The following is a 26,349-nucleotide window of genomic DNA, read 5'->3' as shown; positions in this document are numbered from 1 at the left end:
TTTTCAACCTACAATCTTATAATTTTAGCCCCAAATCCACCAGCATTTGCAGGTGCATCACAAAAGCTTTTTATACTCCTATTAGTTTTTAAATATTCTTTTACAGCATAAGCTAAGCGACCTGTTCCAATGCCGTGATATACGATAATCTCATCAAATCCAATTATTAGTGCGTCTGAAATAAATTTATCTAATAATTCAATAGCTTCTTCGCTTCTTAATCCATGCAAATCTAATTTAGTGCTAGCATTACTTACACTTTTTTCATAAGTTACTTTGCTAGAATTTGATTTAGGAGTTTCGCCACTTCTTTTTAACATTGAAATATCAAGTTTTAATTGTAGCATATCAGTTTGCACGGTTGCTATATTTTTATTTAAAGCTATGATTTTGCCTTTAATTTTTTCGTATTTTACAAAATCTCCTATTTTAAATTCTTCTCTTTTAATGCTTTCTGGTTTTATTTGCTGCTTTAATACATTTGCTGCATTAATTTGTCTTTGTTTATCTTTTAAATCAGAAAAATCAAGAGTTTTTTTAGCTGCATTTATTGCTTTAAAATATTCATTTTCTAGTTCATTTTTGCGTTTTTTGTATTCTTCAATTAATTTATTTTCTTTATCTTTTAGGCTTTCTAAGAGATTGTTTAATTTATTTTCTTTTTTTTCGTTGTTTGCAATTAGCATTTTAAGTTTTGCATCAAGCTCTAAGTTTTTATTTAGCATTTCATTTATATTTTGCTCAGCTTCGCTAGAGCTTTTTCTAGCAAGTTCAACCAAACTAGCACTTATTCCATATCTTAAAGCTGTTTCGTATGCGTATGATTTGCCTACAATACCCGCTAAAAACTCATATTTAGGACGCTCATTTTTAATATCATATAAAGCTGCTAATAATTCTACTTTATCTTCTTTAGCAAGTAGCATTGCTAAGCGTTTGTGATGGGTTGTGATTATTAGTTTTCCGTGTTTTTTCAGCTCACAAATTAGGGTAAAAAATAATGAGCTCGCTTCTTCAAAATCAGTCCCTAGCTCAATCTCATCAACCCCTAATAAGAAATTTTTCTTACCATTCATTTTAGCAAATGCTAACATTCTTCCTGCAAAAGTAGAAATATCATTTTTAGCCATTTGCGGGTCTTCAATAATGCTTATATATTCTTTAAAAGTGCTTATGTGAGATTTGTTTGCATTAATTCTCATAGGAACTAGATATTTTGTCATAAAACTAGCAGCTAAAATGCTTTTAAGTAGCATTGATTTTCCACCCGCATTTACACCTGTTATTAATAAAACTTGCTCTTTAAACTCTACGCTAACAGGTTTTGGATTATTTAAAGCGGGGTGGCAAAACTCACTTAAGATAATTTTATCATCATTACTTGGAGTTATGAAGTTTAAATCCTTCTTTTTAGCAAAATTAACCCTTGCAATATAGCTATCTATTAAATCAAATTCTTTATTTATAAACTTTAAAAACAATAAATGCTTAGATAAAATTTCACTAAATTGTTTTGCGTATTCAAATCTTTTAGCATCGGCTTCATTTTCTAATCTTTTTATGCCTTGTTTGTAGTTTAAAATACTGCTAGGTTCTACATAAAATCCACCACCACTACTTCTTGCAACAATACTAGCATCAAGCACTTTAGCAAATCCGCCCCTAACCAATAAGCATTCAGTATTTGATATAAAATGTATTTGAGTATCTATTAAATAGCTTTCAAGTGATTTTGAGTTTAACAGGCTTCTTAGATTTTGATTTATGCTTTGGTTTAATTCTTTGATTTTGATTTTTATACTTTGTAAAAGCTCGTCTTTTTCTTCATCAAATACATCGTCTTTAAAATATTTTAATATATTTTCAATTTCATTAGGAATTATGATTTTTTCAAGGTATTTTTTAAAAGAATTTGAAAACGGAATTTGAAATAAGTATTTAAAATAATTTAAAATCTTTACAAATTCTTCTATCTCATCAAGGTGTAAAATGCCTTTTTTACTAAGATGATTTAATGCTTTGCTTAAATCTTTTACACTTTTTAATTCTTTTAATTCATATTCGCATAATTCATTAATTCTTGCTAGGTGTAAATTAGTATCCCCTTCAATAAATAAAGGTTTATTTCTAGCAAATAAAGCAAATAATTCATCTAAATATTCAACTAAATCAAGGTTTTTAATAATTTGTAGCATCAAAAAACTCTTTTATCGTATTTAGCATAATTTTAGGCTCATTAATTTTATTTACTTCATTTCTAAATTCACTCGCATTTGCTAAGCCTTTTGAATATTCGTGCAAGTGTTTTCTAAACAATGAACAAGCATAATCTTTGTATAAATCACACATAAATTCAAAATGCGTAAGTATGATTTCGCTTTTATTAATTTCATTAAATTTACCCTTAATTTGAGAAAAAATCCAAGGATTTCCAACAGCATTTCTTCCTATCATAAGCCCATCAGCATTGGTTTGCTCTAATACCATTTGATGATTTTCATAAGATATATCGCCGTTTGCAATTATTTTGGTTTTTGCTAAAGATTTTGCTAGTTTTATAGCGTTATAATCTACCTTAGCACTATACATTCCTGCTCTAGTTCTTCCGTGAATACTTATAAAATCTAGTTCTAATTCGTTTAAAGCATTTATTATTTTTTCTATTTCGCACTCATTAAAACCAAGTCTTATTTTAACACTTGTTGTGCCTACTTTATTATTGGTTTTTATAATATCTAGGAGTGATTTTAGATTATCTAAGTCTTTAAGTAGTGCTGAACCTGCATTTTGCTTAATAACTTTATTTACAGGACAGCCACAATTAAAATCAATCCCGTGAATGTTTTCTTCTTTATTTATAATCTCAACTGCTTTTTTTATAATTTCTTTATTTGAGCCTGCAATTTGAGCTATGAAAGGTCTTTCGCTTTTATCTTTTTCTAGCATAGTTAAAGATTTTTCACTCTCATAAACAAGAGCGTTTGAACTAATCATTTCGCTAATTGTTACATCACAATCAAATCTTTTAACAAGTCTTCTAAAGGCAAGATCACTAAGACCTGCCATTGGTGCTAGAAATAAGGGCTTAGAATTAGCAAATAAGTTTATCAACATCGTAAGTTTTACCTTGTTCTTTTAAAAATACAATTAATTTAAAATCTTCTAAATCAGCTTCGCTACCATAAATTTCTTCTATTAATTCATCAAATAATGCAAGTTTTGCAAGTATATATAAATACGCTCTAAATGCGTTATCTTTTTCATTTTTTAGTTTTAAAAAGATTGCTTTTAGGCTATTTGGCTCAATTTTTGCAAATAATTCTTTTGCAAAATCTAAATATTCTCCTTCTTCAAAAATATCATTAAAAATTAAAACTTCTAATTCAGCATTGCTAAGACTTAAATCATCATTAGCAAATCTATTTAAAAGGATTTTAATATCTTCTTTGCTTTTTTGAATTTTTAGTGTTTTAATATTTGCATAAATGCCGTTTAAAATTAGATTATTGTAAGCACTTAGGCTGATTTCATCTTGAATTTCTTCTTGATTTTTTAGTAAGTTATAAGCGTAATTTAAATCATTTTTAGCTTTATTTGCTTCGTTTTTTAAATAAATTGTATTGTCTTTAGATAGTTTAAATGGTTTTAAATCACAGATTTCTCCATTTTCAACCATTGCTTTTATAGCTATTGCATTATTTAATTTATCAGCACTTGTTCCTGCTTGATTGTAATAAAGTGATTTTACTAATTCACTAGCGTCTTGAAATTCTTTTGTTTTAAACTTGTAAATATTTTTTTTATCTAAAACTAAATCTTCTAAAAACATTTCAAATTTTTTACCATCTTTAATAAGTCTTTTTGTTGAAAAATGAAAAGAAATAAATGAAAAATAAAAATAAAGTAATGCAAATATAACATATATAACAAGTGGCATACAAACCCAAGTAAAGCTATCAAATTCAAATGTTTTTTGAAAATTGAAAATTCCTAAATTAATTACTCTTGTAGAGTTAAATAAATCATTAAAAAATATAACAATAATAAGTCCAATTAACATTAAATATAAAATAGAATAAATTAAAAAATTTCTAATTTTCATAACAATCCTTTACTTATGATAAGGGTGATTTGAATTTATACAAAAACCCCTATAAATTTGTTCTAACAATACAATCCTTGCAATTTCGTGTGAAAATGTAAGTTTTGAAAAACTCAATACATAATCACATTCATTTAAAAACTCATCATTAAATCCAAAAGCTCCACCTACAAAAAAATTAATCTCATTTTTATCTTGCAATAACTTAGCAAACTCAATACTATCAATGCTCTTGCCCCTTTCACTTAAAGCTATACTAAAAGTTTTTTTATAAGGCATATAAGCTTTTGCATATTCTATTCTAGCTTCATTTGAGCCCAAATCTTGTGCTTTTGCGATTTGTTTTGAAAATACATTATTTAGATTAAGTTTTGAAAATTGATTTATTAATTTTATAAATCTATTTTCAAATTCGCTTAATTTTTCTAATTTTTTTTGAATAAAATAAATATTTATATTCATTTAAAATATCGTAAAAAATCACTTAAAAATTCACGCTGATTAGCTCTTGGAACAATAGAATCAATAAGTCCATGCTCTAATAAAAACTCAGCACTTTGAAATCCTTCAGGTAAATCAGCTCCTATAGTTTGCTTAATAACTCTAGCACCAGCAAAGCCAATTTGTGCCATAGGTTCAGCAATTACAATATCTCCAAGCCAAGCAAAAGACGCTGATACTCCACCAAAAGTAGGGTTAGTTAAAATTGATATGTAAGGAAGTCTTTCTCTAGCAAGTAATTTTAATGCAGCTGATGTTTTAGCCATTTGCATAAGTGAATATGTGCTCTCTTGCATTCTAGCACCACCACTTGCGCTAATTATTATAAGTCCTTCTTTTTTTTGCATAGCGCGTTGAACTGCACGAACGATTTTTTCGCCTTCAACACTTCCTAGCGAACCACCCATAAAAGAAAAGTCAAACACACATAATTGAACGCCAATTCCACCGATTTTGCATTCTCCTGAAATTACCGCACTTGTTCTGCCTGTTTTTTCTTCGCTTTCGTTTAAGCGTTTTTTATAGCTTTTTGAATCTACGAATTTTAATGGGTCATTAGCTCTTAAAGTTTTATCATATTCAATAAAACTTCCTTCATCAACTAGCATTTCTATTCTTTCATTAGGGCTTATTTTCATATGTAAGCCACACTTAGGGCATACATTAAAGCAACTTGCAACTTCTTTATAATACATTAAAGCATGACAATTATCACATTTTACCCAGTGATTTGGTGCTTCATTTGGCTTTGATTGTGTTCTTCTAATTTTAAAAATATCTGCAAAACTCATTCTTATCTCCTAAAATTGACTTCCTATGCTAAATTCAAATGTATTTGTTTTATCCCCTGATTTTTTATCAATAGGTTTTGAGAATACAAACACTAATGGTCCCATTGGTGTGCTCCAATCAAGACTAATTCCTGCACTTTGTCTTTTAATCTCATTTAATTTTTTTTCGCCTATCATACCATAATCATAAAAAATTGAACCACGAAGTTTTAATTTATTAATTAATGGGAAATTGATTTCTACACTAGAATTAAGTGAAATCGCTCCACCTTTATCGTAAGGATAAGCAATTACTCCGTTTCCTAATTTATCTACTTTAGTGTGAGTATTTGTATCATAATATCCAATACCCCTTGGAGTTATGCTATCACTTTCATATCCTCTAACACTTCTTAAACCACCAAGATATAATCTTGAGTTAATTGGTGTATCTTTATAATTAAATAATTTATTAAATGATGTTCTAAATCTAAAAATTAAATCAGTGTCAAAATCTTCTTTTAAACCTTTATAATATTTAAAATCAAAGGCAAATTTTTTATATTTTTGGTCTCCCCCAAGCCCTGCATAAGTAAATGCTGCTCTACTATAAATACCACTTCTTGGTAAGTAAAAATCATCAGTATTATCAAAATATAAATATGGAGTTATAGCTGATTTTCTTGATTTGCCTAATTTTTCACCACTTGCAATCATTTCAATAGTTGCTTTTCTTAAATCACTTTGCTCGTAATTATAAATAGCTCCAATTCCCCAAAATCTAGCTAATTCTCTACCAATGCTAAGTTCTAAACCATTATTGTATTCTTCATAAGTATCCCAATCTCTTTTGTAGCTATATATATCAAAGCCTGTTGAGTATTTAGAATCAAATATCCTAGGATTATTTAAAAAGATTTTACCAGTTACATCTTTATCTGATTTTTCTAAATTAATCCCACCATACATTCCGCTACCTAAGATATTCCTATCGCTAACAGATGCGTTAATTAAGAATCCATCAGATGTGCTATAACCAACACCACCAGTAATTGAGCCTGTTGATTTTTCTTTTACATCTACTAATAAATCAATATCTCCCGTAAAGCTTGGTTTTGGAGTGATATTTACTTCTTCAAAATAACCGGTTTTTCTAAGTGCTATAATGCTATCATTTAAATCTGTTTTGTTAAATTGCATTCCTTCGGTTAAGAATAATTCTCTTCTTACTACTTTATCTAAAGATTTATCATTGCCTTTAATTATTACTTTACCAATATTGTATTTATTGCCTAGATTAACTCTAAAATAAATTTTTACAACTCCATCAGCATCATTTTTAGCAATATCAGGATAAACCTCTGCTAAAGCATATCCTTTATCTTGGAATTTGGTTTTAATTAATTCTATATCAGAACGAATTTTTTCTGAATTAATATATTTTCCTTTTTTACTTCTTAAATCACTTAAGTTAAATTTCACTTCATTTTCTAGTGGGTTTTCTATTGTGATTTCTTCTATTTTATAGCGTTTGCCTTCGCTTATATAATAGGTTAATTCTGCTTTGTAAGTTTGCATATTAGCTTCTAAATAAGGATTTGATACATTAGCATCAAGATAGCCTTTTTTCATATATTCATCTTTAATTCTAGCAGGGTCGTTTGGTAGTTCGGTTGAGTATAATTTACCATCATTAAATCCCCAAAACCAACCTAATAGTTCTTTTTCTTTATTTGCTATTACAGGGTCAAAATCACTATAGTCTAATTTTTTAGCACCTATTAAATTAACTTTTTTAATTGTTATGATTTCGCCTCTATTTATGTTGAAATTTAATACAACAGCATTATTCTCAAGCTCTTGAGTATCAACTTCAACTACACTATCATAAAATCCACGAGATTGGTAGTATAGAATTATTTTTTCTTTTGCTTCTTCTATTTTTCTATCATTATAAGCTTCGCCTTTTTTAATACTTAAAAACGATTCTATTTGCTTTTTATCATTACTTGAAGTTCCTTTGATATTTACTTTTGCAATGAATTGTTTTTCTACAACATTAAATATTAGCTTTCCATTATTTTCATCAACATAAATATCATCAAAATATCCATAAGAAAAAAGGTTTTTAACCGCATCATTTATCTTATATATATTAACTTCATCATTAATTTTTAAATCCACAGCCTTTAAGGCTTGTTCTTTTGACAAGTGATATAAGCCTTTAAATTCAATATCACTTATTGTATTTGCATAAATCAAAGAACTAATAGCACTTACATATATAATTTTTTTCATATTTAACCTGATTTTTTGATTTTGAAGAAAGAATAATAATAAAAGAAAGTTAATATTAAGTTTGTAAAAAAAGCCCTAAAAATAGGGCTTTTCGGCTTAAATATAGCCTTGGTCTATCATAGCATCTGCAACTTTTTTAAAGCCTGCAATATTTGCTCCTGCTAATAAATTGTGTTCAAATCCAAATTCTTTAGCAGTATTTGCAGTTCTAGCGTAAATATCTTTCATAATCTTATGTAATTTTTCATCAACTTCGTTAAATGTCCAAGAAGTCATATTTGCATTTTGTTGCATTTCAAGCGCACTTGTAGCTACACCACCAGCATTTGCTGCTTTTGCTGGTGCATAATATATTTTGTTTTCTAAAATAAATTTTTGTGCATCAAGTGTGCAAGGCATATTAGCACCTTCAGCGATTAATTTACAGCCATTTTTATATAAGTTTTTCGCATCTATTAAGCTAAGTTCGTTTTGTGTTGCACAAGGGAAAGCATAATCACAAGGAATACTCCAAATTCCGTTTGTTCCTTTTTCATAATTTACTTTAGATACAAAAACTGCACCTTTTTTGCGGTTAGCATAATCACTTACACGAAGTCTTAAGTTTTCTTTAATTTCTTTTAAAAGGTCTAAGTCAATTCCATCTTTATCATAAACATAGCCATCGCTATCGCTTACTGCAACAACTTTTGCTCCGTATTCATAAAGTTTTTCAATAGTATAAATAGCCACATTTCCACTACCTGAAACTACGCAAGTTTTTCCTTCAAAGCCTTCGCCTTTTTCTTTTAGTAATTCTTTTGAGAAATAAACCGTTCCATATCCTGTAGCTTCTTTTCTAACCAATGAACCACCCCAGCTAATTTTTTTACCTGTTAAAGTTCCATCAAATTTAGAAGTAATTTTTTTATAAGCTCCAAACATATATCCAAGCTCTCTAGCACCAACACCAATATCTCCAGCAGGAACATCGGTTGAATAGCCTATGTGTTTGCTAAGTTCGCTCATAAATGCTTGGCAAAATCTCATTATTTCAGCATCGCTTTTGCCTTTAGGGTCAAAATTAGCCCCACCTTTACCGCCACCTATATAAAGTCCTGTTAAAGAGTTTTTAAAGATTTGCTCAAATGCTAAGAATTTTAAAATGTCAAGATTTACCGTAGGGTGAAATCTTAAACCACCTTTATAAGGTCCAAGAGCACTAGAAAATTGAACTCTGTAGCCAAAATGTGTTTGAGCTTTACCGCTATCATCAATATATACAACTCTAAAAATAATTGTTCTTTCTGGCATTACTAGTCTTTGTAATACTGCGTGTTGTTCGTATTGCTTGTTGCTTTCTAGTAATGGTGTAACTGATTTTAAAACTTCAGTTGCACATTGTAAGAATATAGGTTGTCTAGATGAATAAGTTTTGATTAATTCAAGTGTTTCATTTACATAAGATTTTGCACTCATTTTTTCTCCTTTAAAAAAATAAAAAAATATTATACAAAAAAAATTAAATTTATGATAAAAATTTTTGAAGAAAAATATATGAAAAAAATTAATAAAAATTTGTGATTAATTTTTAGGAATTTAAAATGATTTAAATTCCTAGAAGTTTTAAACTATTGGTATGAATAATTGATAATTATCATCTAGTATTTCGTAAAGTTTTGAAAAATCATTAGATAAATATTTTAAAGTATTCGTTTTGATTATATGCTTTTCAAATCCTAAACAATGTATTATGTATGGATTAAATTTTAGCTCTAATAATGGGTTTTTGCTTTTGTATTCTACTAATTCTAAATTCTTATTAAAAAATTGTGATTGCATATTTATATGCTCTATTAAATCATCACTTACAGGATTTGCATTATCAAAATACATCATTTTTGCATTTAAATTAAGTATTAAAGAAATATCTAATAAAGTAGATGTTAAATTCTCCACTCTAAGAGAGCCTGAACCTATGCAAGCTATAGTATTTAGCTTTGCAAAATCTATTGTTCCTATTTTTAAAACAGGCATAGAACTATCATAAAAAGTTGCTATATTTTTTTTAAAAATTTCTTTACTTGTAATAAATAGTCCAGAATACATATTACAAAACTCTAAAACTACATTATTTACCGATATATCTTCATATTTAATATGGACTATTATTGTCTTTCTTTTTAATTTCTTTAATTTTTCTAGGTCTTTATTTATTGTAGGATTTACTACATAAAAAATTAGTCTTGAACTATTAGATTTAGCGTGTAATAAAAGTGCTGTATTGATTAAATTGTCTATATTTTCATCAATTTTCATATCAATTACAACACAAATACTATCTCCATAAGGGCTAGGAAATTGTCCTACCTGACCTTTAATCCTTGAAAACATTAGATTTAAAATATTTGGATCACCTACTAAAACTAGCTCATCATTTGCTAGAATTTGAGTGTCAGGTTTTGGTAAAATTATTTCATTATCTCTATAAATTAATGCGATTTTATAAAATTCTTGCGCAATTGCATTTATATGTTTGTTTGCATAAATTGAGCCAACAGGAACAAATACTTGCATAATCTCGCCAATTCCAAGCCCAATATCTCTTGCTATCATTGGCATATTTGGCAAAATATCTATCAAATGATTTGTAGTCATTTCTTCTTGATTAATAAGGGTGCAAAAGCTATCATTTTCGTATTCTTTATTGTTTGATAATACTACAATTCTTACTCTTTTATCAATAAATCTTATAGCATCATAAGCAAGCCTTGTATCTAAATCATTATCAAATAATAAATATACAAGTTCAAGATTATTATTTACATAATTTTTAAGTCTTGCAGCATTTGTAGGGTCAATTTTAATATGAGTAAAACTATGCTTAAAATTAATATCATCTTGGCAAACGATTATATATTCTTTTGTGCTATCCTTAAACTTTGCAAGTTCTTTTAAGAAGTGATTTGCAACACAAACCTTAGCTAAAACTAATATTTTTTTCATAACAACTCCATTTTATAAAGGAAAATTATAATGAAATTTGATTTATATTCAACAGATAATAATGCTAGGCTTGGTAAAGTAAGCACAGCTCACGGGGAATTTAATACTCCTTGTTTTATGCCAGTAGGAACTCAAGGCTGCGTAAAAGCCCTAGATGCAACTGATATGCAAGGACTAGGAGCAAAAATAATTCTAGCAAATACTTATCATACTTATTTAAGACCAGGTGCTGATTTGATAGCTAGACACGGCGGGCTACATAATTTTACTAAATTTAATGGAAGCTTTCTAACTGATAGTGGTGGATTTCAAGCTTTTTCACTAAGTAAAAATACAAAACATAGCGATGATGGAATTACCTTTAAAAGCCACATTGATGGGAGCTTACATCATTTTACACCTGCAAGTGTTTTAAAAACGGAGTATTTATTAAATAGTGATATTTGTATGGTTTTAGATGATTTATGTGCTTTACCTGCTAGTGAAGAAAGAATTAAAGCAAGTCTTAAACGCACTATTTATTGGGCTAAACTCTCGCTTGAGATGAAAAAAGAATTTCAAAATACAGATGAAATTACCTTGCTTCAAAAATATTCAAAAGAGCTTTATAAAAGCGAGTTTAAAAAGCTTTATACAAATGAATTAAAAAGAGAGCAAAATATCTTTGCTATCGTTCAAGGTGGGACTAATCATACGCTAAGAAGTGAGTGTTTAAAAGGTATTTTAGATGCTGAAAATGAATATTATTTTGATGGACTTGCAATTGGTGGGTTAAGCGTTGGAGAGCCAAATGAATTAATGTATGAAACGGTAGAAAAACTAGCCCCACAAATGCCGCAAAATCGTCCAAGATATTTAATGGGAGTTGGAACTCCGCTTGATTTGGTAGAAAATGTTGCTCGTGGGGTTGATATGTTTGATTGCGTTATGCCTACTAGAAATGCTAGAAATGGCACATTATTTACAAGTTTTGGCAAAATAAATATAAAGGCTAGTTTTATGAAAGATGATAATGAGCCAATTGATAAAAACTGCTCTTGTTATACTTGTAGAAACTATAGTCGTGCTTATGTTCATCATTTGTTTAAAGCTGGAGAGATTACATTTTTTCGCTTAGCAAGTCTTCATAATTTGCATTATTATTTAAATTTAATGAGTGAGATTAGAGAAAATATAGCTAATAAAACTTTTGCTAATTTTTATAAGAATTTTAAAGAGATTTATAAATAATATTAGTTTAAATACTAATATTATTTAAGCTAAACTTAGAAAGTCTTTATTGAGCTTTCTAATTTTTCCTTGAAAATTTACGCTAATTAAATTACCTTCAATGGCAATTATTTTTCCACTACCAAATAATTTATGATTTACTGCATTTCCTACTTTAAATTCATTAGTAGAATTATTTATAGTAGTATTGCTAGTATTTTTATACATAATTTCATTTACAAAAATACTTGGATTTGTATAATCATATTGTAAATAGAATTTATGTTTTGCTCTTGTCATCGCTACATAAGCTAATCTTCGCTCTTCTTCAATATCAAAAATACCCATAAAAGTGCAAGGCATTTTGCCACCATCACAATCAATTAAAAATACATATTCAAATTCTAATCCTTTACTAGCGTGAATAGTCATAAGATTAATTGCGTTATTATTTTCTTTTATTATTTGTTCTTGTAAGATGATTTTATTTAAAAAATTAGTAAGCTTAGCAATATCAGCATTAAAGCCGCATTCTCTTTTGATAATATCAAAAAATACCGAGCAGTTTTCAGCTCTTGATTTTGGATTATCAAATAAATTATGAACTTCAAGAGAAGCTAATTTATTTAAAAATAAAGCGAATTTATCTTGAGTTGTAGTATAAAGCTCTATAAATTCTTTAATTTCAATATTTTTAAAACTATCTAAATTATCTTTTAAACTTTCAAATAAAGATGGTTTTTTAGATAAATTCTCTAATTTTTCTAAGGCTTTTTCACCAAATTTTCTTTTAGGCATATTGATGATTTTTTTAAAGGCCAAGTTATCATTAAAATCCACATAAAGTCTTAGATAATTTATGAGTAATTTAATTTCCGCTCTTTCAAAAAACGGAACAGAACCAATAACTTTATAAGGTATATTCTCACTAATTAATCTAGGCTCAATGAAATTTCCGCTCATATTCATTCTATATAAAACACAGATTTCATTGTGTTTGACACCTTTTTCTATAAGACTTTTAATCTCGTAAATTACTTCATAATAATTTTCTAATTTAGTAATATCTATATCAAATTCATTATTTGTAAATAGCTCTTTTCCATATCTTGTTTTATTGTTTGCTATTAAGCTATTTGCGTGATTTAATATGGTTTTTGTGCTTCTATAATTTTCTTCTAATTTAATGATTTTTGCGTCTTGAAAATCATCAGAAAATCCTAATATATTTTGTATTCTTGCGTGGCGAAATGAGTAAATACTTTGATCATCATCTCCAACTACAACGATATTTTGATGAGCTTTACATAATAATTTTAATAATTTTAATTGAGCTAAATTAGTATCTTGATACTCATCTACCATTATGTATGAATATTGATTGCTAATTTTTGTAGCTGTTGTTGGATTGTTTTTTAAAATATCGTGTGGCAGAATTATTAAATCATCAAAATCTATTAAATTATTGTATTCTAAAGCTTTTTCATAATCTAAATATATTTCGTGATTTTCATTTTCTAATTCAAATTCTAAGGTATTTTTAACCCTATCTATATAAGCCATAGCTTCGTTGGTTTTATTTCTTAAAAACTCTTTTTCATCTTTTAAGATTTCTTTATCTTTTTTATCCTTACTTAAAAAATTTATATCAGTTTTTCTAATTTTTTCTAAAACAAATTCTTTAATCATAGCCTTTTTATCATCAGTATCAATTAGTCTATAATTTTTCCTTCTTCTTCCATCTAATAATTCTATATATTCACTTAAAAACTCCATTCCAAAGCTATGAAATGTGCTTAAAATTGGTAAATTATTACTATAGCCTATTTCATTTAGCATTTTTATAGCTCTTTCTTTCATTGAAGCTGCGGCTTTATTTGTAAATGTAAGGCTTAAAATTGATTCAGGGCTAATTCCAACTTCACTTATTAAATAGACTAATCTGCTAATCATTGTTTGGGTTTTGCCAGTTCCAGCACCAGCTAAGATTAACAAACTTCCATCTACAAATGTAGCGGCTTGTTTTTGAGCAGGATTTAGTCTATCTAAATAATTCATTCGCAAAATTCCTTAACCATTTTAGCAATTTCATTAATTCCTAATTGCCAAAACTCATCACTATTTAAATCAAGTCCAAAAAGTCCTACCAATTCAGCCGGAGAGCGACTTCCGCCACTTGCTAAAAATTCTGTATAAAGCTCTACGAAATTAGCACATTTTCCACTCTTATAAAGCCCAAATAATGCTAAAACTAATAATTGTGCGTAAGAATACGCGTAGCAGTAAAACGGCGAATGGATAAAATGTGGGATATAGCTAAACCAATATTTGTATTTTTTGCGTAATTTTACGCTACTACCAAACATTTTTTGCCCTTCAGCTAACCATAAGTCGCAAAACTCATCAACACTTAATTCACCTTCGTGATTATGTAGAGCGATTTCGTAATTTGTAAAATTAATTTGTCTAAAAAATGTTGCGAATATATCTTCAATTTTACTTGCTAAAAGTGCTTTTTTATCTTTAGGGCTAAGTGTATCTTTAATAGCGTCATAAACTAGCATTTCAGCAAAAACACTAGCAGTTTCAGCTGTAGTTAGCGGAGTATTTGCATTAAAATACCCTAGATTTTCTCCTGCTAGACTTTGATGGATTAAATGCCCTAATTCGTGTGCTAAAGTGAATAAATCTCTTCTATTATTTGTATGATTTAGCATTACAAAAGGTTGAGGATTTATGCCATAGCTAAATGCTCCACTACGCTTATTTTTAGCTGGATATACATCAAGAGCTTTATTATCAAGTGCTTTTTGCATAAGTTCAGCAAATTTTGGGCTAAATTTATTAAAAGTATCTTTTACAACTTTACAAGATTTCTCAAAATCCCAATCATTGCTAATATCATCATAAAGTGGAGCGTATCTATCATAGTCTTTTAATTCTTTAAGACCTAGAATTTCACGCTTTTTATTGTAATAATTTTCTACTAAATGATAATTATTTTCGGCTGCTTTTATTAGGCTTTTTACACTTTCATCTTCAATTTGATTACTCAAATTCCTTGCTTGCATAGGATTTTCATAGCCCCTTAGCTCACATTCACTTAAGTGATTATTCTTAATCATATTAAAAATAAAGCATAGAGTTTTTATATTTTTCTTAAGTCCTTTTGTAAGTGCATCGGCTGCTCTTTTTCTTAAAGCTCTATCAGGGCTATAAAGCTTGCTTAATAGTTCTTCTTCGCTGATTTTTTTTAAATCAAGTTTAAAGGTAATATTACTTAAGTATTCATCAAATAATCTTGAAAATGCTTCTTTACCATTTATATTCATTTTCATAAATACTTGCTCGTTGCTTTTGCTTAATTGATATTTTTTAGCTTTTAGCCAATTATTTAGCATATATGAATATTTTTTACAATTATTTGCAATTTCTTGTGCGTTTTCTAATTCGCAAAACTCAATTTCAAAAAACACCAATTTACTTTCAATATTAGTGCAAATTGTGCTTATTTCTTGTAAAAACGCTCCATTTGCACTATCTTTTGCAAAATGTAAATACGCATAAGCTCCGGCACGGCTTAACTCATTATAAATGCTTTCTAATTTTAAAATTATATTTTCAAATTCTTTTTCATTTTTTAAATTATTTTCGTATTTTAAAGCAAAATCGTTTGCTTGATTTTCTAAATCTTTTAAAATTTTATATAATTCTTCTTTGTTTTTATAAATTATGCTTAAATCCCATTCCATTTTATACCCTACTTAAATCTATTTTAGTATCAGAACAAATTGCAGAAAATAGCACATCAGTAGAGCTATTTAAAGCGGTTTCAACACTATCTTGAATAACTCCAATTATAAAGCCAACCCCAACTACTTGCATAGCAATATCATCATTTATTCCAAATAATGAACACGCTAAAGGAACAAGTAAAAGTGAGCCACCAGCAACCCCACTAGCTCCACAAGCAGCAAATGCAGCTAAAAAGCTAAGTAGTATAGCGTTTGTAAAAGTAATATTAAGTCCTAATGTATGAACTGCAGCAAGTGCTAAAACAGAAATAGTAACAGCAGCTCCAGCCATATTAATTGTAGCACCTAGTGGAATTGATACTCCATATAATTCTTTATCAACATTAATTTTTGAACATAGTGCCATATTTACAGGAATATTTGCAGCTGAACTTCTTGTAAAAAACGCATAAATTGCAGAGTGTTTTATACAAACCCAAACTAATGGATAAGGATTTTTCTTAGTAACTACAAATACTATTAATGGATTGATTACAAATGTTACAAATAGCATAGTCCCAACTAATACTAATAGTAATAAAACATAATCAGCTAAAGTTTCTACACCAGTTTTAGCAACACTTGTGCTTACTAGACCAAAAATACCAATAGGAGCTAGACGAACTATGAAAGCAACAATTTTAATAGTACCTTCATTAATATCTATAAATACTTTTTTTACTTCTTTTGAGCAAGTTTTAAGTGCAATTCCAGCAGCTATAGCCCAAGTCAAAATTCCAATATAATTTCCATTAGCTAATGCACTTACTGGATTTTCTATCATTTTAAATAATAAATCTTTAAATACCATAGCAACACTACTTGGCGGGGTTAAATCAATATTATTTGGTATTTCTAATATAAGTTTTGTAGGAAATAAAAAGCTAGCAACAACACCACAAACAGAAGCTAAGAAAGTTCCTATTAAATATAAAATTATTACTTGTTTTATTTTTTTAGTTCCATTTCCATATTCTCTAGTAGAGATTGCACTAAGAACTAAAATAAATACTAATATCGGAGCAATTGCTTTTAGAGCACCTATAAAAAAATCTCCTAATAAAGAAGTATAATCAGTAAAACTAGGAATACAAATTCCAACAAAAACACCTACAACAATACCAATCATAATTTTTATAATTAAATTAGTACTTTTATATCTTTTAATCATTGAACTTAAGACGCTCATAATATCTCCTTAAAAAGGCAAAAATATAGCAAATCTCTCTTACAAAACATTAACTATAAAGGCTAAAATTAGGCAAAATTTAATTATTAAAGGATAATAAATGTATTTATTTACAAGTGAAGTAGTAAGTGCAGGACACCCTGATAAATGTGCTGATATCATTGCTGATAGCATTGTTGATTTGCATATAAATTATGATAAAAATGCTCGCGTTGCTAGTGAGGTTTTTGTCGCTGGAAAGAATGTAATAATTGGTGGAGAGATTAAATCTAATTTAAAGGTTAGTGAAAGTGAATATGAAGAAGTAGTTAAAAACGCTTTAATTAAAATAGGTTATAAAGAAAATTCTCATTTTAGCAAGGCTGAATGCTTACACCCAAGTGATGTTAAAGTGCAAGTGTTATTAAACGAGCAAAGTAATGATATTAATCAAGGCGTTGATAAAAGTGATGGAGAAATGGGAGCGGGTGATCAAGGTATGATGTTTGGCTTTGCAAGTAGCGAAGCACCTGAATTTATGCCTGCTGCGATTTTTTATGCGAGAATGATTTGTAATAAAGTATATGAATATGCTCTAAATAATCCACATGAATTTGGAGTAGATATTAAAACTCAAGTTACAATTGACTATGAGAGCAAGGAAAATTATGAAAATTGTAAGCCTAAAAAAATCCATACAATAGTAGTTTCAGCTCCTAGCGTAAGTAGTCTAAGTCTTGATGAAGTTCGCTCAAAAATTATGAATTTAATTTGTAATTCAGGCTTACCAAAAGAGCTATTTAATAAAGATGATTGCATTATTTATATTAATCCAACAGGAAGATATGTAAATCACTCAAGCCTTCACGATAGTGGCTTAACGGGAAGGAAATTAATAGTAGATAGTTTTGGTGGATATAGCCCAATAGGAGGAGGTGCACAAAGCTCAAAAGATTACACAAAAGTTGATAGAAGTGGGCTTTATGCAGCTAGATATGTAGCAAAAAATATAGTTGCAAGTGGCTTAGCTAAAAAATGTATAGTGCAAATTAGCTATGCAATAGGAATTGCAAAACCAATTAGCGTAAATGTTGATTGTATGGGGACAAATGCAAGTGTTGATGATAATATTTTAAGTGCATTTGTTGAAAGAAATTTCGCATTAACTCCTAGATGGATTAAAGAAAAATTTAGATTAGATGAGCCTAGTAAAGCTGGATTTTCTTATGCTGATGTTGCGACTTACGGGCAAGTTGGAGTTGCAAGTTATCCTTGGGAGCAGCTTGATAGCGTTGAATTATTTAAGAGTTTATTAAAATGAAAATAGGAATTATTGGACTTGGAGCCGTTGGTTCGGCTGCAAGTTTTATGTTAAGTAGTCAAAATATAGCAAACGAGCTTTATTTATACGATATTAAAGATGGCTTAGCAAACGCAAGTAAGATTGATTTAGAAGATAGTCTTGAAAATACCAATTCAAATTCTAAAATTTTTGCTGTTAGCAAGGTAGAAGAATTAGTAAAATGTGACCTTATTGTCTTAGCATATACAACTTGTATCGAGCCTGATAGAACGCTTGAACTTAAGGCTAATTATGAACCTTTAAAAGAAATTATTAATGCCTTAAATGGCTTTAATGGTATATATTTAATAGCTACAAATCCAAATGATAGCATTGTTTATTACGCTCAAAAATTAAGCGGCTTAGATACCTTTAAAGTAATTGGCACAGGCACAACGCTTGATAGTGCAAGGCTTAAGATTGAAATTGCTAATAAATTAGGAATTTCTTATAAAAATATAAATGCTTTTATGCTAGCAGAGCATGGAGATACGCAGTTTTTTTATAAGAGCAATGCCTTTGTGGGCGGTAAAAATATTAATGAGTTTAACCTTAATTTAGATGAGATTGAAAACAGAGTTCGCTTTAAGGGTGGAGAGATTTTTAAAGTAAAAGGTAAAACAGAATTTGGAATAGGAAGTGTAATTGCAAGAATTATTAAAGCTATTAAAGATGATGAGAATTTAATCACACCTATTAGTTTTACTCAAGATAATTTAGCTTATTCAAGATTGGTTGTAGTAGGTAAGGGTGGTATTAAAAAAGTTCTTGAATTAGACTTAAATAAAGATGAAAAAGAAAAACTTGAAATCTCAAAAAATTATATTTTAAAGACTATTAATTCTATTAAATAATTAGTGAAGAGTTAAATCTCTTCATTATTTATATATACATTAAAACTTTTTGGCTTGCTAATCTTTTTAATAGCTTCTTGCATAATGAAATTATTTGTATTTTTTGTTATATATAAAGTTTTATTTTTATAAGAAAAATCACAAATTTCGTTTTCTTTAGCCTTATTTAAAGAATTACAAAATGCTAGAATAAAATTAAGCCAAGATATAGTATTTTCATCTGGCAATAATTTTTTTAATTTTAAATTCTCATAATTTATTTTTTTGCCGTGTTGTTCTATTATAGTTGCTATTAGTGCTTTATCTTCGTGTTTTATACAAAAATTTAGACCACTTAAAACACAATAAGCACTATGTTTATGGTTTGAATAATAACTAAGCAATAAACCTGTTTCAATGAGTTTTGCTGCATATGTTAAGTGTTTTAGATATTTTTTATCAACATAATGAATTTCATTTAAAGTATTAAATAATCTTGTAACATTACTAACTAGTGAGCCTGATTTGTATTTAATTAGTCTATCTTCAAGACTTTTTAAGCTCGGATTAAAATTGGCTGGAAACCCTTTGTGGTGTTTAAATAAGTCTTTTAAAAATATTCCTTCTCTAACTCCAGCACCACTTGTAATTATTTGCTTAATTTTTAATTTTTTAATTATTTTATAAAAGACTAAAGCACCCATTTTAATGGTATCGTGTCTTTCTTTTTTAATTCCTAGCGAGCTAAGTTCTGAATTTTTGCAATTGATAATTTTTTCTATAAATTCACTTTCTTCATCTACTTGATAAGAAAAGGCATGAACCTGACTTAAAGGATAATTATTTTTTTCCATAATAGCATTGCTAATAGCTCTTAATGAGCCACCTATTGTAATTAAGATAGAAGCTTTAAAATCATCAGGGATTTGCTCTAAATAATTATCTATATATTTTTCTAATTTATTAAATTTGTCTTTAAATAAGTCTTTTAATCTCACCGTTCCAAGGTCAAGCGAGAAAGTTTTAACTACTTTTGTATTTTCACACAAACACAATTCAGCACTACCACCACCAATATCTAAACAAATTGATTTTTCATCTAATTTAGGTAGTAAATTAATAGCTCCAAAACCACTTAAATATGCTTCTTCCATTCCACTTAAAGTTTTGATATTGAGTTTTAAATCTTTTTTTAATAGGTTAATTAAATCAGCTTTATTTTTTGCATCTCTTAGAGCTGATGTTCCTATGCAAAATATTTTATTACACTTAAAATTAAGCGCTTGAGTTTTAAAATATTTTATTATTTCGTAAGCTTTTTTGATTTGTTTTTCTACCAATACATTATCTTGTTCATAAGCACCTTGTGCCAAACGAAATTTAACTTTTTGTTCGTTTAATATATAAAAACCATATCTTGAAGTTTTTTCATATATTGCCATCCTAATTCCGTTTGAGCCTAAATCAATAATTGCAGTTTTTTTTGCCATATTTCTTCTCTTAATTTTTTTTGATTTTCATAGAAAAAATAGCCCTTGTTCCTTGCATATCTTTTCTATTTTCTAATGATACTTCAGCTTTTAGTGCGGTTGCAGCTGATTTTGATAAATAAAGTCCTAATCCAACGCCTTCTTTATCTCCAAATCTTTTAAATGGTGCAAAATAATCTTTATCTTCACTAATTCCACAACCCATATCATCTACATATAGATAAAAAGTCATATTATTGATGAAAGTTGTAATTGTTATTGTTGTATTTGGTTGAGAAAATTTAAATGCGTTTTGAATAAAATTTTGTAAAATTTGTGAGAATAAGGTTTTTTGTATTTTTATTTTTAATTCATTTGGGTTTAGATTAAGTTCTATTTTTTGTCCTGTTTTTGAGCCTAATAGGCTGAAATTTTTGCTTTCTTGTCTAATAAAATCAATTAAGTCTATTTCATTTGGCTCTTCAAATTGCGCACCTTCTAATCTGCCAATTTTAAGAATTTCATTTATGATTTTATTGATATTATCTATGCTATCATTAGAGTTTTTAATGGTTTGAATATAATATTCACTATCTCTTGATTTAATTAGCGTTACATCGTTTTTAGCTTTTATAACTGCTAAAGGAGTTTTTAATTCGTGAGCAATTCCTATAAATAGTTCTTTTTGAGACATATTATAGTTTTGAATTCTAGTAATTAAGTGATTAATACTACTTATGATTTCTTTAAACTCTAATGGATAGTTTTTATAATCTAATCTATTTGTAAAGTTATCATCAAACCTACTAACTTTAACGCTTAATTCTTTTAGGTGCATTGATAATATTCTTGATAAGAATAATGAATAAAAAATAATCAAGCTAATAGCAATAATAATTATTAAAAATAAAGATATAAAAATAGTATCAAGAATTTTAATTGATTGACTTATATCTTTTTTTAATATTATATAATCCCCAAATTCATTGTAAGGATATGTTAAAATCAAGACTTTTTTATCATTTTCATTGATTATTTGAAAGTTTGGTTTCATAGTTTTTTTATCTAAATGAATTATTTTATAGTCTTTAAAAATAATAAAGTTTGAACTATTATTCACTTCAATAATACTAATAGCATTTTTGATTAAATTATCAAATTCATTTTGCATTATATTAATTTTTAGAATTTGATACGACAGAACTGAAAAAATAACAACTAGCACCGTAATAGTAGATGCTAGTTGCAAGAAAAATTTATTTCTTATGCTTTTTTGGGAAAGCAAAATCTATAGCCTCTTCTTCTTATTGTTTCAATAGTTGAGATACCTAAAGGCTTATCCATTTTTTGCCTAATTTGATTGATTGCAACTTCAATTACATTAGGAGTTACAAGTTCAGGTTCTTCCCAAATTGCATCTAATAATTGTTCTTTTGATACTATTTGATCAGAGTGTCTTGCAAGATGGGTTAATACTTCAAAAGGTTTACCTTTTAATTCAATTTCTTTACCTTTATAAGTAATTTTTTCTTCATCTGGGTCTATTTCTAAATTATCAATTTTAATTGTATTTGACCCACCAAATCTAAGTCTTGCTTCAATTCTAGCTAATAATACATTAAAATCAAAAGGTTTTTTAATGTAATCATCAGCACCTGCTTTTAAAGCGCTTATTTCACTTTCTTTATCATCTTTTGCAGATAAAATTATGATTGAAGTTCTTGAAGATTTATGTTTTACAACATGTATTAAGTCAGTGCCATCACCATCAGGAAGCATCCAATCTGTCAATACTAAATCGTAGTTTCTAATACCGATATAATATTCAGCATCTTTACAATTTTCGCACGCATCTATTTGATAGCCATATTCAGTTAAACCTTCGGCTAGTGTCTTGTTTAAAGATATTTCATCTTCCACTACTAAAATACGCATTTTTTTTCCTTAAAGTAAAATTAAGGTTATGCTAACACAATTTAAGCAAATATTCAAGTTTTTTTAAAGTTATTTTAATATTTTTTTTTGTATTTAGCACTAAGTTTTGTATTTTTCATAATCTCTAATTTAATAATCTCAATTTTTATTTTTTTTAGTTGTGGAAATTTGATTTTTATTTTTTTTGCTAGTTTTTTATTAGCTTTTTCTAAGGTAAAGAATTTTTTTGATTTTAAATATTTTTTTGATAATTTAGTTACTTTAGCATAGTCTAAAAAACTATCAGCTTTTGCATTTATTTTTAGGCTTATTGTTTGCTTTTCTAATCTTTCAAATTCCAATAAGCCTATTATGCATTTAAATTTTGTTTTTATTTTTATATGACTTTGCATTCGTCTTTAAAAATCAATCTAATAATATTTGGTATATGTTTATAGAACACAAAAAATAATATTAAATATATTGGTGCGTGAGAATTAATACTAATATTAGGGTATAAAAATTCTGCACTAATTACTCCAATACTAAATCCTATTAATGATGCTAAGCTAGATATTTTAAATACTTTTCCGATTATTAGCCAAAAAATAAGACCTATAATTACAGAATAAGGAACTAATAGTATTAAAGCTCCAGCCCCACTAGCTACGCCTTTACCGCCATTAAAGCTTAAAAATATGCTATAGCAATGTCCTATAACACTAAGAACTGCCATAGCCCAAATTGTTGCTTCATTTATATCTAAAAACATAGCAATACAAATTGGAAGCATAGCTTTTAAAAAATCACTTAACATAGTAGCTATTGCTAATTTTTTAGCCAATTTTGGATTAACTTGTTTTACAACTCTTAATACATTTGTAGCTCCTATGCTTTTTGAACCTTGAGATTTAATATCAACATTCGCAAATTTTTTAGCATATATTAATCCAAAAGGAATTGAGCCTATTAAATAGGCTATTAGCATACAAATTAAATTATTATTTGTAAACAAGTCAATTATGAATGTAATAAAATTCATATCTTAATCTCTTTTATATAGGCTTAATTGATTTTTAAGCTCTACTAAAGTTTCTTCTACTCTTCTGCTTGCAAATTCTTGGATTTTTTTAGCATCTTCTTGGTCTGGTAAAATCTCTAAACAATATCTGTAAGCATTTTGATATACAATTAAAACAACTAATTTAAATTTTAAATTAAACTCAACTGCTTCATTTGAATGAGGCATATGTAAACAAATATAAGATGATAAAATATCACCTCTTTTAAATCCTACATCTTCATTAGAAACAACACCAATTCCACCTTCTGAAATATCAAATAATTTTCCATTAGCAACCCTTCCATCTTCATGAGTTAGTGCTATTTTAGTAAATTCATTAGGATGCACTCTAGGATATGCTCTTTTTAATGCGTACATATATGGTTGGCTTTCAAAATTATTTAAAGTTACCGTGCAATTTACAATATTAACAGATAAAATATTCGCTTTAATATTTTTTTGCAAATATTGATTTTGAACTATATAAGCACAATCTTCTTCTTTCATAGCTAAAATTTGCATTAAATCAACTTTTACAACTATACTCGCATCTTCAACTTGTAAAATTTCTCCGTAAGTTCTCACAGGAACACCATTATAAAGATTTAAAAATTCTAATTTTTCTCCTACAGAATACATTTTTTTAAATGTATCTATAAAATTCTCGTGTATAAAAAATCCACCAGAACTACTTGCCGAAAATACATTAATTGAACTTTGTGCAGTCGTAGAATCGTGACAAATTGTGCAAAAAATTGAACCATATCTTTCCAATGCAAAGGCAAGATTAACAACTAATTTATTGTTTAAGCCATTATTCATTATATGTTTAGAATAATCAATATATGTTTTTAATAAAAATTCAAAAAAGCAAGCTCTATCAAAATCTTTTGTCTTGGCTAATTCCTTACCTCTTTCTATACTAAAATCTTTTGTTAGTAACATAGAAAATAATTCTTCGTAAGCATCTTCACAATTTTTTGATAAAATTTTGCCTTCGCTTCTATAATAAGCTTGTATGTTATTAATAAATTTGTGTGTATATTTTTCAAAATAATTAATACTAGAATTAACTAGTTCGTCTCTTCCTTCAAAACTCATGTTTTTGTTTCCTTTTAAACTAAAAATAGCATTAGTGTAGCAAAAAAAATAAATTTTTAAATAAAAATTAATGATTTTTTGATAGTATTCGCTTTTTACAACTCATTTAAGCTTATTTAAATCTTTAAATTTCTAATATTTAAAGTGCTTGATGGGACTTACTAAATTACAAAGGATGAATTATGTATGCTATTTTTAAACATAGCGGTAAGCAGTACAAAGTAAGTGTTGGCGACGAATTAAAGTTAGATCGCTTTGAAGCAGAGAAAAAGTCTATCGTAGAAGTTACAGATGTTTTAGCTGTTAACGATAAAGAATTAAAAATCGGTACCCCTTTTGTTAGTGGAGCGAAAGTTGTTCTTGAAGTTATCAACGAAGGAAAAGATAAAAAAGTTGTAATTTTTAAGAAAAGAAGAAGAAAAGACTCTAAATTAAAAAGAGGTTTTAGAAGACAATTTACTCGCGTAGTAGTAAAAGAAATTAAAGCGTAAGGAGAAATACAATGGCACACAAGAAAGGTCAAGGTTCAACTCAAAATAATAGAGATTCTATAGGTAGACGTTTAGGTGTTAAAAAATTTGGTGGAGAATTTGTAAGAGCTGGAAATATTATTATTCGCCAAAGAGGAACAGCAACTCACGCAGGAGCAAATGTTGGTATGGGAAGAGATCATACTATTTTTGCTTTAGTTGATGGTTTTGTTAAATTTGAAAGAAAAGACAAAAACCGCAAAAAAGTTTCTGTATATCCTGCAGTATAATTTAAATTAAAAGGAGCTTAGGTAATGTTTGTTGATAGTATAAAAATTAGGCTGAGCTCTGGTAACGGCGGAGCGGGTGCTAGCTCATTTCGCCGTGAAAAACATGTACCACTAGGTGGTCCTGATGGCGGCGATGGCGGTCGTGGTGGCGATGTAGTGGTTGTTTGTGATAATAATCTTCATACTTTAGCGCATTTTAAAGGCAAAACACATTTAAAAGCTAGTAATGGTGATTGTGGATTACCTAGAAATAAAAGTGGTAAAAAAGGCGAGAATTTAGAAATAAAAGTTCCAATAGGTACTCAAATTATTGATATTAATACCAATGAAATCTTACATGACTTTACGAGTTTAGGAGAGCAAATAGTCTTACTAAATGGTGGTTTAGGTGGCCTTGGAAATAGACATTTTAAAAGTTCTGTTAATCAAAGACCTACATACGCTCAACCTGGCAAAAAAGGAGAAAGTCTAGAAGTAAGACTTGAATTAAAATTAATTGCTGATGTTGGATTAGTTGGATATCCTAATGTTGGAAAATCTACTTTAATTAGCATAGTAAGTAATGCTAAGCCAGAAATTGCTGATTATGAATTTACAACTCTTACTCCAAAATTAGGTGTTGTAGATATTAATGATTACTCGTTTGTAATGGCTGATATACCAGGAATTATAGAAGGTGCTAGTGAAGGAAAAGGTTTAGGATATGAGTTCTTAAAACACATATCAAGGTCAAAATGCTTATTATTTATGCTAGATAGTTTTAAAGAAATGAGTATTAAAGAACAATTTATTAATTTATACAAAGAACTTGAAGCTTATGGCTTGAATGATTTTAAATTTGCAGTTGCAATCACAAGATGTGATGTGGCTAAAGAGAATTTAATTCAAGAATTAGAACTTTTAAATGAGTATTTAAAAAGATATGATAATTTAGTTTTTGTTACAAAAATATCTTCAGTTACTAATGATGGTATTAAAGAGTTAAAATTATCTTTATCAAAAATGTTATTTGAATAACATATCTTAATTTTTAGGTATAT

General features: G+C 28.0%; 23 protein-coding genes. 6 read left to right on the top strand and 17 right to left on the bottom strand.

The window, feature by feature from the left end; all coding sequences use genetic code 11:
• Positions 1 to 8: 8 nt before the first annotated feature.
• The 8 genes from KJR01_RS04180 to KJR01_RS04145 all read right to left on the bottom strand — a co-directional run bounded on the left by KJR01_RS04180 (position 9) and on the right by KJR01_RS04145 (position 10,656).
• A complete protein-coding gene (locus KJR01_RS04180) occupies positions 9 to 2,195 on the bottom strand; it encodes an endonuclease MutS2 (RefSeq protein ID WP_214117403.1) in 2,187 nt (728 codons plus the stop codon).
• Positions 2,179 to 3,114, bottom strand: a complete 936-nt coding sequence (locus KJR01_RS04175) for a tRNA dihydrouridine synthase (RefSeq protein ID WP_214117402.1) — start codon at positions 3,112 to 3,114, stop codon at positions 2,179 to 2,181. The genes KJR01_RS04180 and KJR01_RS04175 overlap by 17 nt, the downstream gene beginning before the upstream one ends.
• Positions 3,092 to 4,102: a hypothetical protein gene (locus tag KJR01_RS04170; RefSeq protein WP_214117401.1), complete on the bottom strand. Its 1,011-nt coding sequence runs from the start codon at positions 4,100 to 4,102 to the stop codon at positions 3,092 to 3,094. Before KJR01_RS04170 ends, KJR01_RS04175 begins: the two co-directional genes overlap by 23 nt.
• Before the next feature lie 9 nt (positions 4,103 to 4,111).
• Positions 4,112 to 4,564 carry a 23S rRNA (pseudouridine(1915)-N(3))-methyltransferase RlmH gene (locus tag KJR01_RS04165; RefSeq protein ID WP_214117400.1) on the bottom strand — a complete coding sequence of 151 codons (453 nt, stop codon included), beginning with the start codon at positions 4,562 to 4,564 and terminating at the stop codon, positions 4,112 to 4,114.
• Positions 4,561 to 5,394 (bottom strand): acetyl-CoA carboxylase, carboxyltransferase subunit beta, encoded by an 834-nt coding sequence (accD, locus tag KJR01_RS04160; RefSeq protein WP_214117399.1) that lies wholly within the window; start codon positions 5,392 to 5,394, stop codon positions 4,561 to 4,563. The genes KJR01_RS04165 and accD overlap by 4 nt, the downstream gene beginning before the upstream one ends.
• 9 nt (positions 5,395 to 5,403) lie before the next feature.
• Positions 5,404 to 7,671, bottom strand: a complete 2,268-nt coding sequence (gene bamA, locus KJR01_RS04155) for an outer membrane protein assembly factor BamA (protein WP_214117398.1) — start codon at positions 7,669 to 7,671, stop codon at positions 5,404 to 5,406.
• A 96-nt stretch (positions 7,672 to 7,767) separates the two neighbouring features.
• Entirely contained in the window at positions 7,768 to 9,129 is a 1,362-nt protein-coding gene (gdhA, locus tag KJR01_RS04150) for an NADP-specific glutamate dehydrogenase (RefSeq protein ID WP_214117397.1), read from the bottom strand.
• Positions 9,130 to 9,276: 147 nt separating this feature from the next.
• Positions 9,277 to 10,656 (bottom strand): TrkA C-terminal domain-containing protein, encoded by a 1,380-nt coding sequence (locus KJR01_RS04145; protein ID WP_214117396.1) that lies wholly within the window; start codon positions 10,654 to 10,656, stop codon positions 9,277 to 9,279.
• Between the two features lie 30 nt (positions 10,657 to 10,686).
• Here KJR01_RS04145 and KJR01_RS04140 point away from each other — a divergent pair, with 30 nt between their 5' ends.
• Positions 10,687 to 11,886: a tRNA guanosine(34) transglycosylase Tgt gene (locus tag KJR01_RS04140; RefSeq protein ID WP_214117395.1), complete on the top strand. Its 1,200-nt coding sequence runs from the start codon at positions 10,687 to 10,689 to the stop codon at positions 11,884 to 11,886.
• Between the two features lie 24 nt (positions 11,887 to 11,910).
• On the opposite strand, the gene KJR01_RS04135 is transcribed toward KJR01_RS04140, so the two are convergent.
• From KJR01_RS04135 to sstT, 3 genes are read right to left on the bottom strand one after another with little or no spacing between them, the layout of a single operon-like run.
• The gene (locus tag KJR01_RS04135; protein ID WP_214117394.1) at positions 11,911 to 13,923 is read right to left on the bottom strand and encodes an ATP-dependent helicase; all 2,013 of its coding nucleotides are present in this window, start codon (positions 13,921 to 13,923) and stop codon (positions 11,911 to 11,913) included.
• Positions 13,920 to 15,617 carry a M3 family oligoendopeptidase gene (locus KJR01_RS04130; protein WP_214117393.1) on the bottom strand — a complete coding sequence of 566 codons (1,698 nt, stop codon included), beginning with the start codon at positions 15,615 to 15,617 and terminating at the stop codon, positions 13,920 to 13,922. The genes KJR01_RS04135 and KJR01_RS04130 overlap by 4 nt, the downstream gene beginning before the upstream one ends.
• Before the next feature lies 1 nt (position 15,618).
• Complete coding sequence (gene sstT / locus KJR01_RS04125) at positions 15,619 to 16,848, bottom strand: serine/threonine transporter SstT (RefSeq protein WP_214117392.1); 1,230 nt, start codon at positions 16,846 to 16,848, stop codon at positions 15,619 to 15,621.
• Between the two features lie 100 nt (positions 16,849 to 16,948).
• On the opposite strand from sstT, the gene metK reads away from it, so the two are divergent.
• Positions 16,949 to 18,148, top strand: coding sequence for a methionine adenosyltransferase (gene metK, locus KJR01_RS04120; protein WP_214117391.1), 1,200 nt, complete (start codon positions 16,949 to 16,951; stop codon positions 18,146 to 18,148).
• Positions 18,145 to 19,023, top strand: coding sequence for a lactate/malate family dehydrogenase (locus KJR01_RS04115; RefSeq protein ID WP_214117390.1), 879 nt, complete (start codon positions 18,145 to 18,147; stop codon positions 19,021 to 19,023). The genes metK and KJR01_RS04115 overlap by 4 nt, the downstream gene beginning before the upstream one ends.
• 11 nt (positions 19,024 to 19,034) lie before the next feature.
• Here the strand turns inward: KJR01_RS04115 and KJR01_RS04110 are convergent, their stop codons facing one another.
• From KJR01_RS04110 to KJR01_RS04085, 6 genes are all read right to left on the bottom strand, one after another.
• Positions 19,035 to 20,492: a Ppx/GppA phosphatase family protein gene (locus KJR01_RS04110; RefSeq protein WP_214117389.1), complete on the bottom strand. Its 1,458-nt coding sequence runs from the start codon at positions 20,490 to 20,492 to the stop codon at positions 19,035 to 19,037.
• A gap of 10 nt (positions 20,493 to 20,502) precedes the next feature.
• The gene (locus KJR01_RS10445) at positions 20,503 to 21,696 is read right to left on the bottom strand and encodes a sensor histidine kinase (RefSeq protein ID WP_214117388.1); all 1,194 of its coding nucleotides are present in this window, start codon (positions 21,694 to 21,696) and stop codon (positions 20,503 to 20,505) included.
• A 38-nt stretch (positions 21,697 to 21,734) separates the two neighbouring features.
• Positions 21,735 to 22,406: a response regulator transcription factor gene (gene hsrA, locus KJR01_RS04100; RefSeq protein WP_214117387.1), complete on the bottom strand. Its 672-nt coding sequence runs from the start codon at positions 22,404 to 22,406 to the stop codon at positions 21,735 to 21,737.
• 74 nt (positions 22,407 to 22,480) lie between these two features.
• Entirely contained in the window at positions 22,481 to 22,798 is a 318-nt protein-coding gene (locus KJR01_RS04095; RefSeq protein ID WP_214117386.1) for a dihydroneopterin aldolase, read from the bottom strand.
• On the bottom strand, positions 22,783 to 23,427 hold the full coding sequence (gene plsY / locus KJR01_RS04090; protein WP_214117385.1) for a glycerol-3-phosphate 1-O-acyltransferase PlsY: 645 nt from the start codon (positions 23,425 to 23,427) through the stop codon (positions 22,783 to 22,785). The genes KJR01_RS04095 and plsY overlap by 16 nt, the downstream gene beginning before the upstream one ends.
• A gap of 3 nt (positions 23,428 to 23,430) precedes the next feature.
• On the bottom strand, positions 23,431 to 24,549 hold the full coding sequence (locus tag KJR01_RS04085; RefSeq protein WP_214117384.1) for a PilZ domain-containing protein: 1,119 nt from the start codon (positions 24,547 to 24,549) through the stop codon (positions 23,431 to 23,433).
• Between the two features lie 182 nt (positions 24,550 to 24,731).
• Here KJR01_RS04085 and rplU point away from each other — a divergent pair, with 182 nt between their 5' ends.
• Genes rplU through obgE form a run of 3 tightly spaced genes read left to right on the top strand, consistent with a single transcriptional unit; the run spans position 24,732 to position 26,326 of the window.
• Positions 24,732 to 25,040 (top strand): 50S ribosomal protein L21, encoded by a 309-nt coding sequence (rplU, locus tag KJR01_RS04080; RefSeq protein WP_214117383.1) that lies wholly within the window; start codon positions 24,732 to 24,734, stop codon positions 25,038 to 25,040.
• A gap of 11 nt (positions 25,041 to 25,051) precedes the next feature.
• Complete coding sequence (rpmA, locus tag KJR01_RS04075) at positions 25,052 to 25,309, top strand: 50S ribosomal protein L27 (protein WP_214117382.1); 258 nt, start codon at positions 25,052 to 25,054, stop codon at positions 25,307 to 25,309.
• Between the two features lie 24 nt (positions 25,310 to 25,333).
• Positions 25,334 to 26,326 (top strand): GTPase ObgE, encoded by a 993-nt coding sequence (gene obgE / locus KJR01_RS04070; RefSeq protein WP_214117381.1) that lies wholly within the window; start codon positions 25,334 to 25,336, stop codon positions 26,324 to 26,326.
• Positions 26,327 to 26,349: the final 23 nt, after the last annotated feature.

Source organism: Campylobacter sp. 2018MI10 (genome assembly GCF_018501175.1).
Classification (GTDB): domain Bacteria; phylum Campylobacterota; class Campylobacteria; order Campylobacterales; family Campylobacteraceae; genus Campylobacter_E.
Note: the sequence above shows the minus strand (reverse complement) of the source record. Positions and strands in the feature narration are given on the sequence as shown.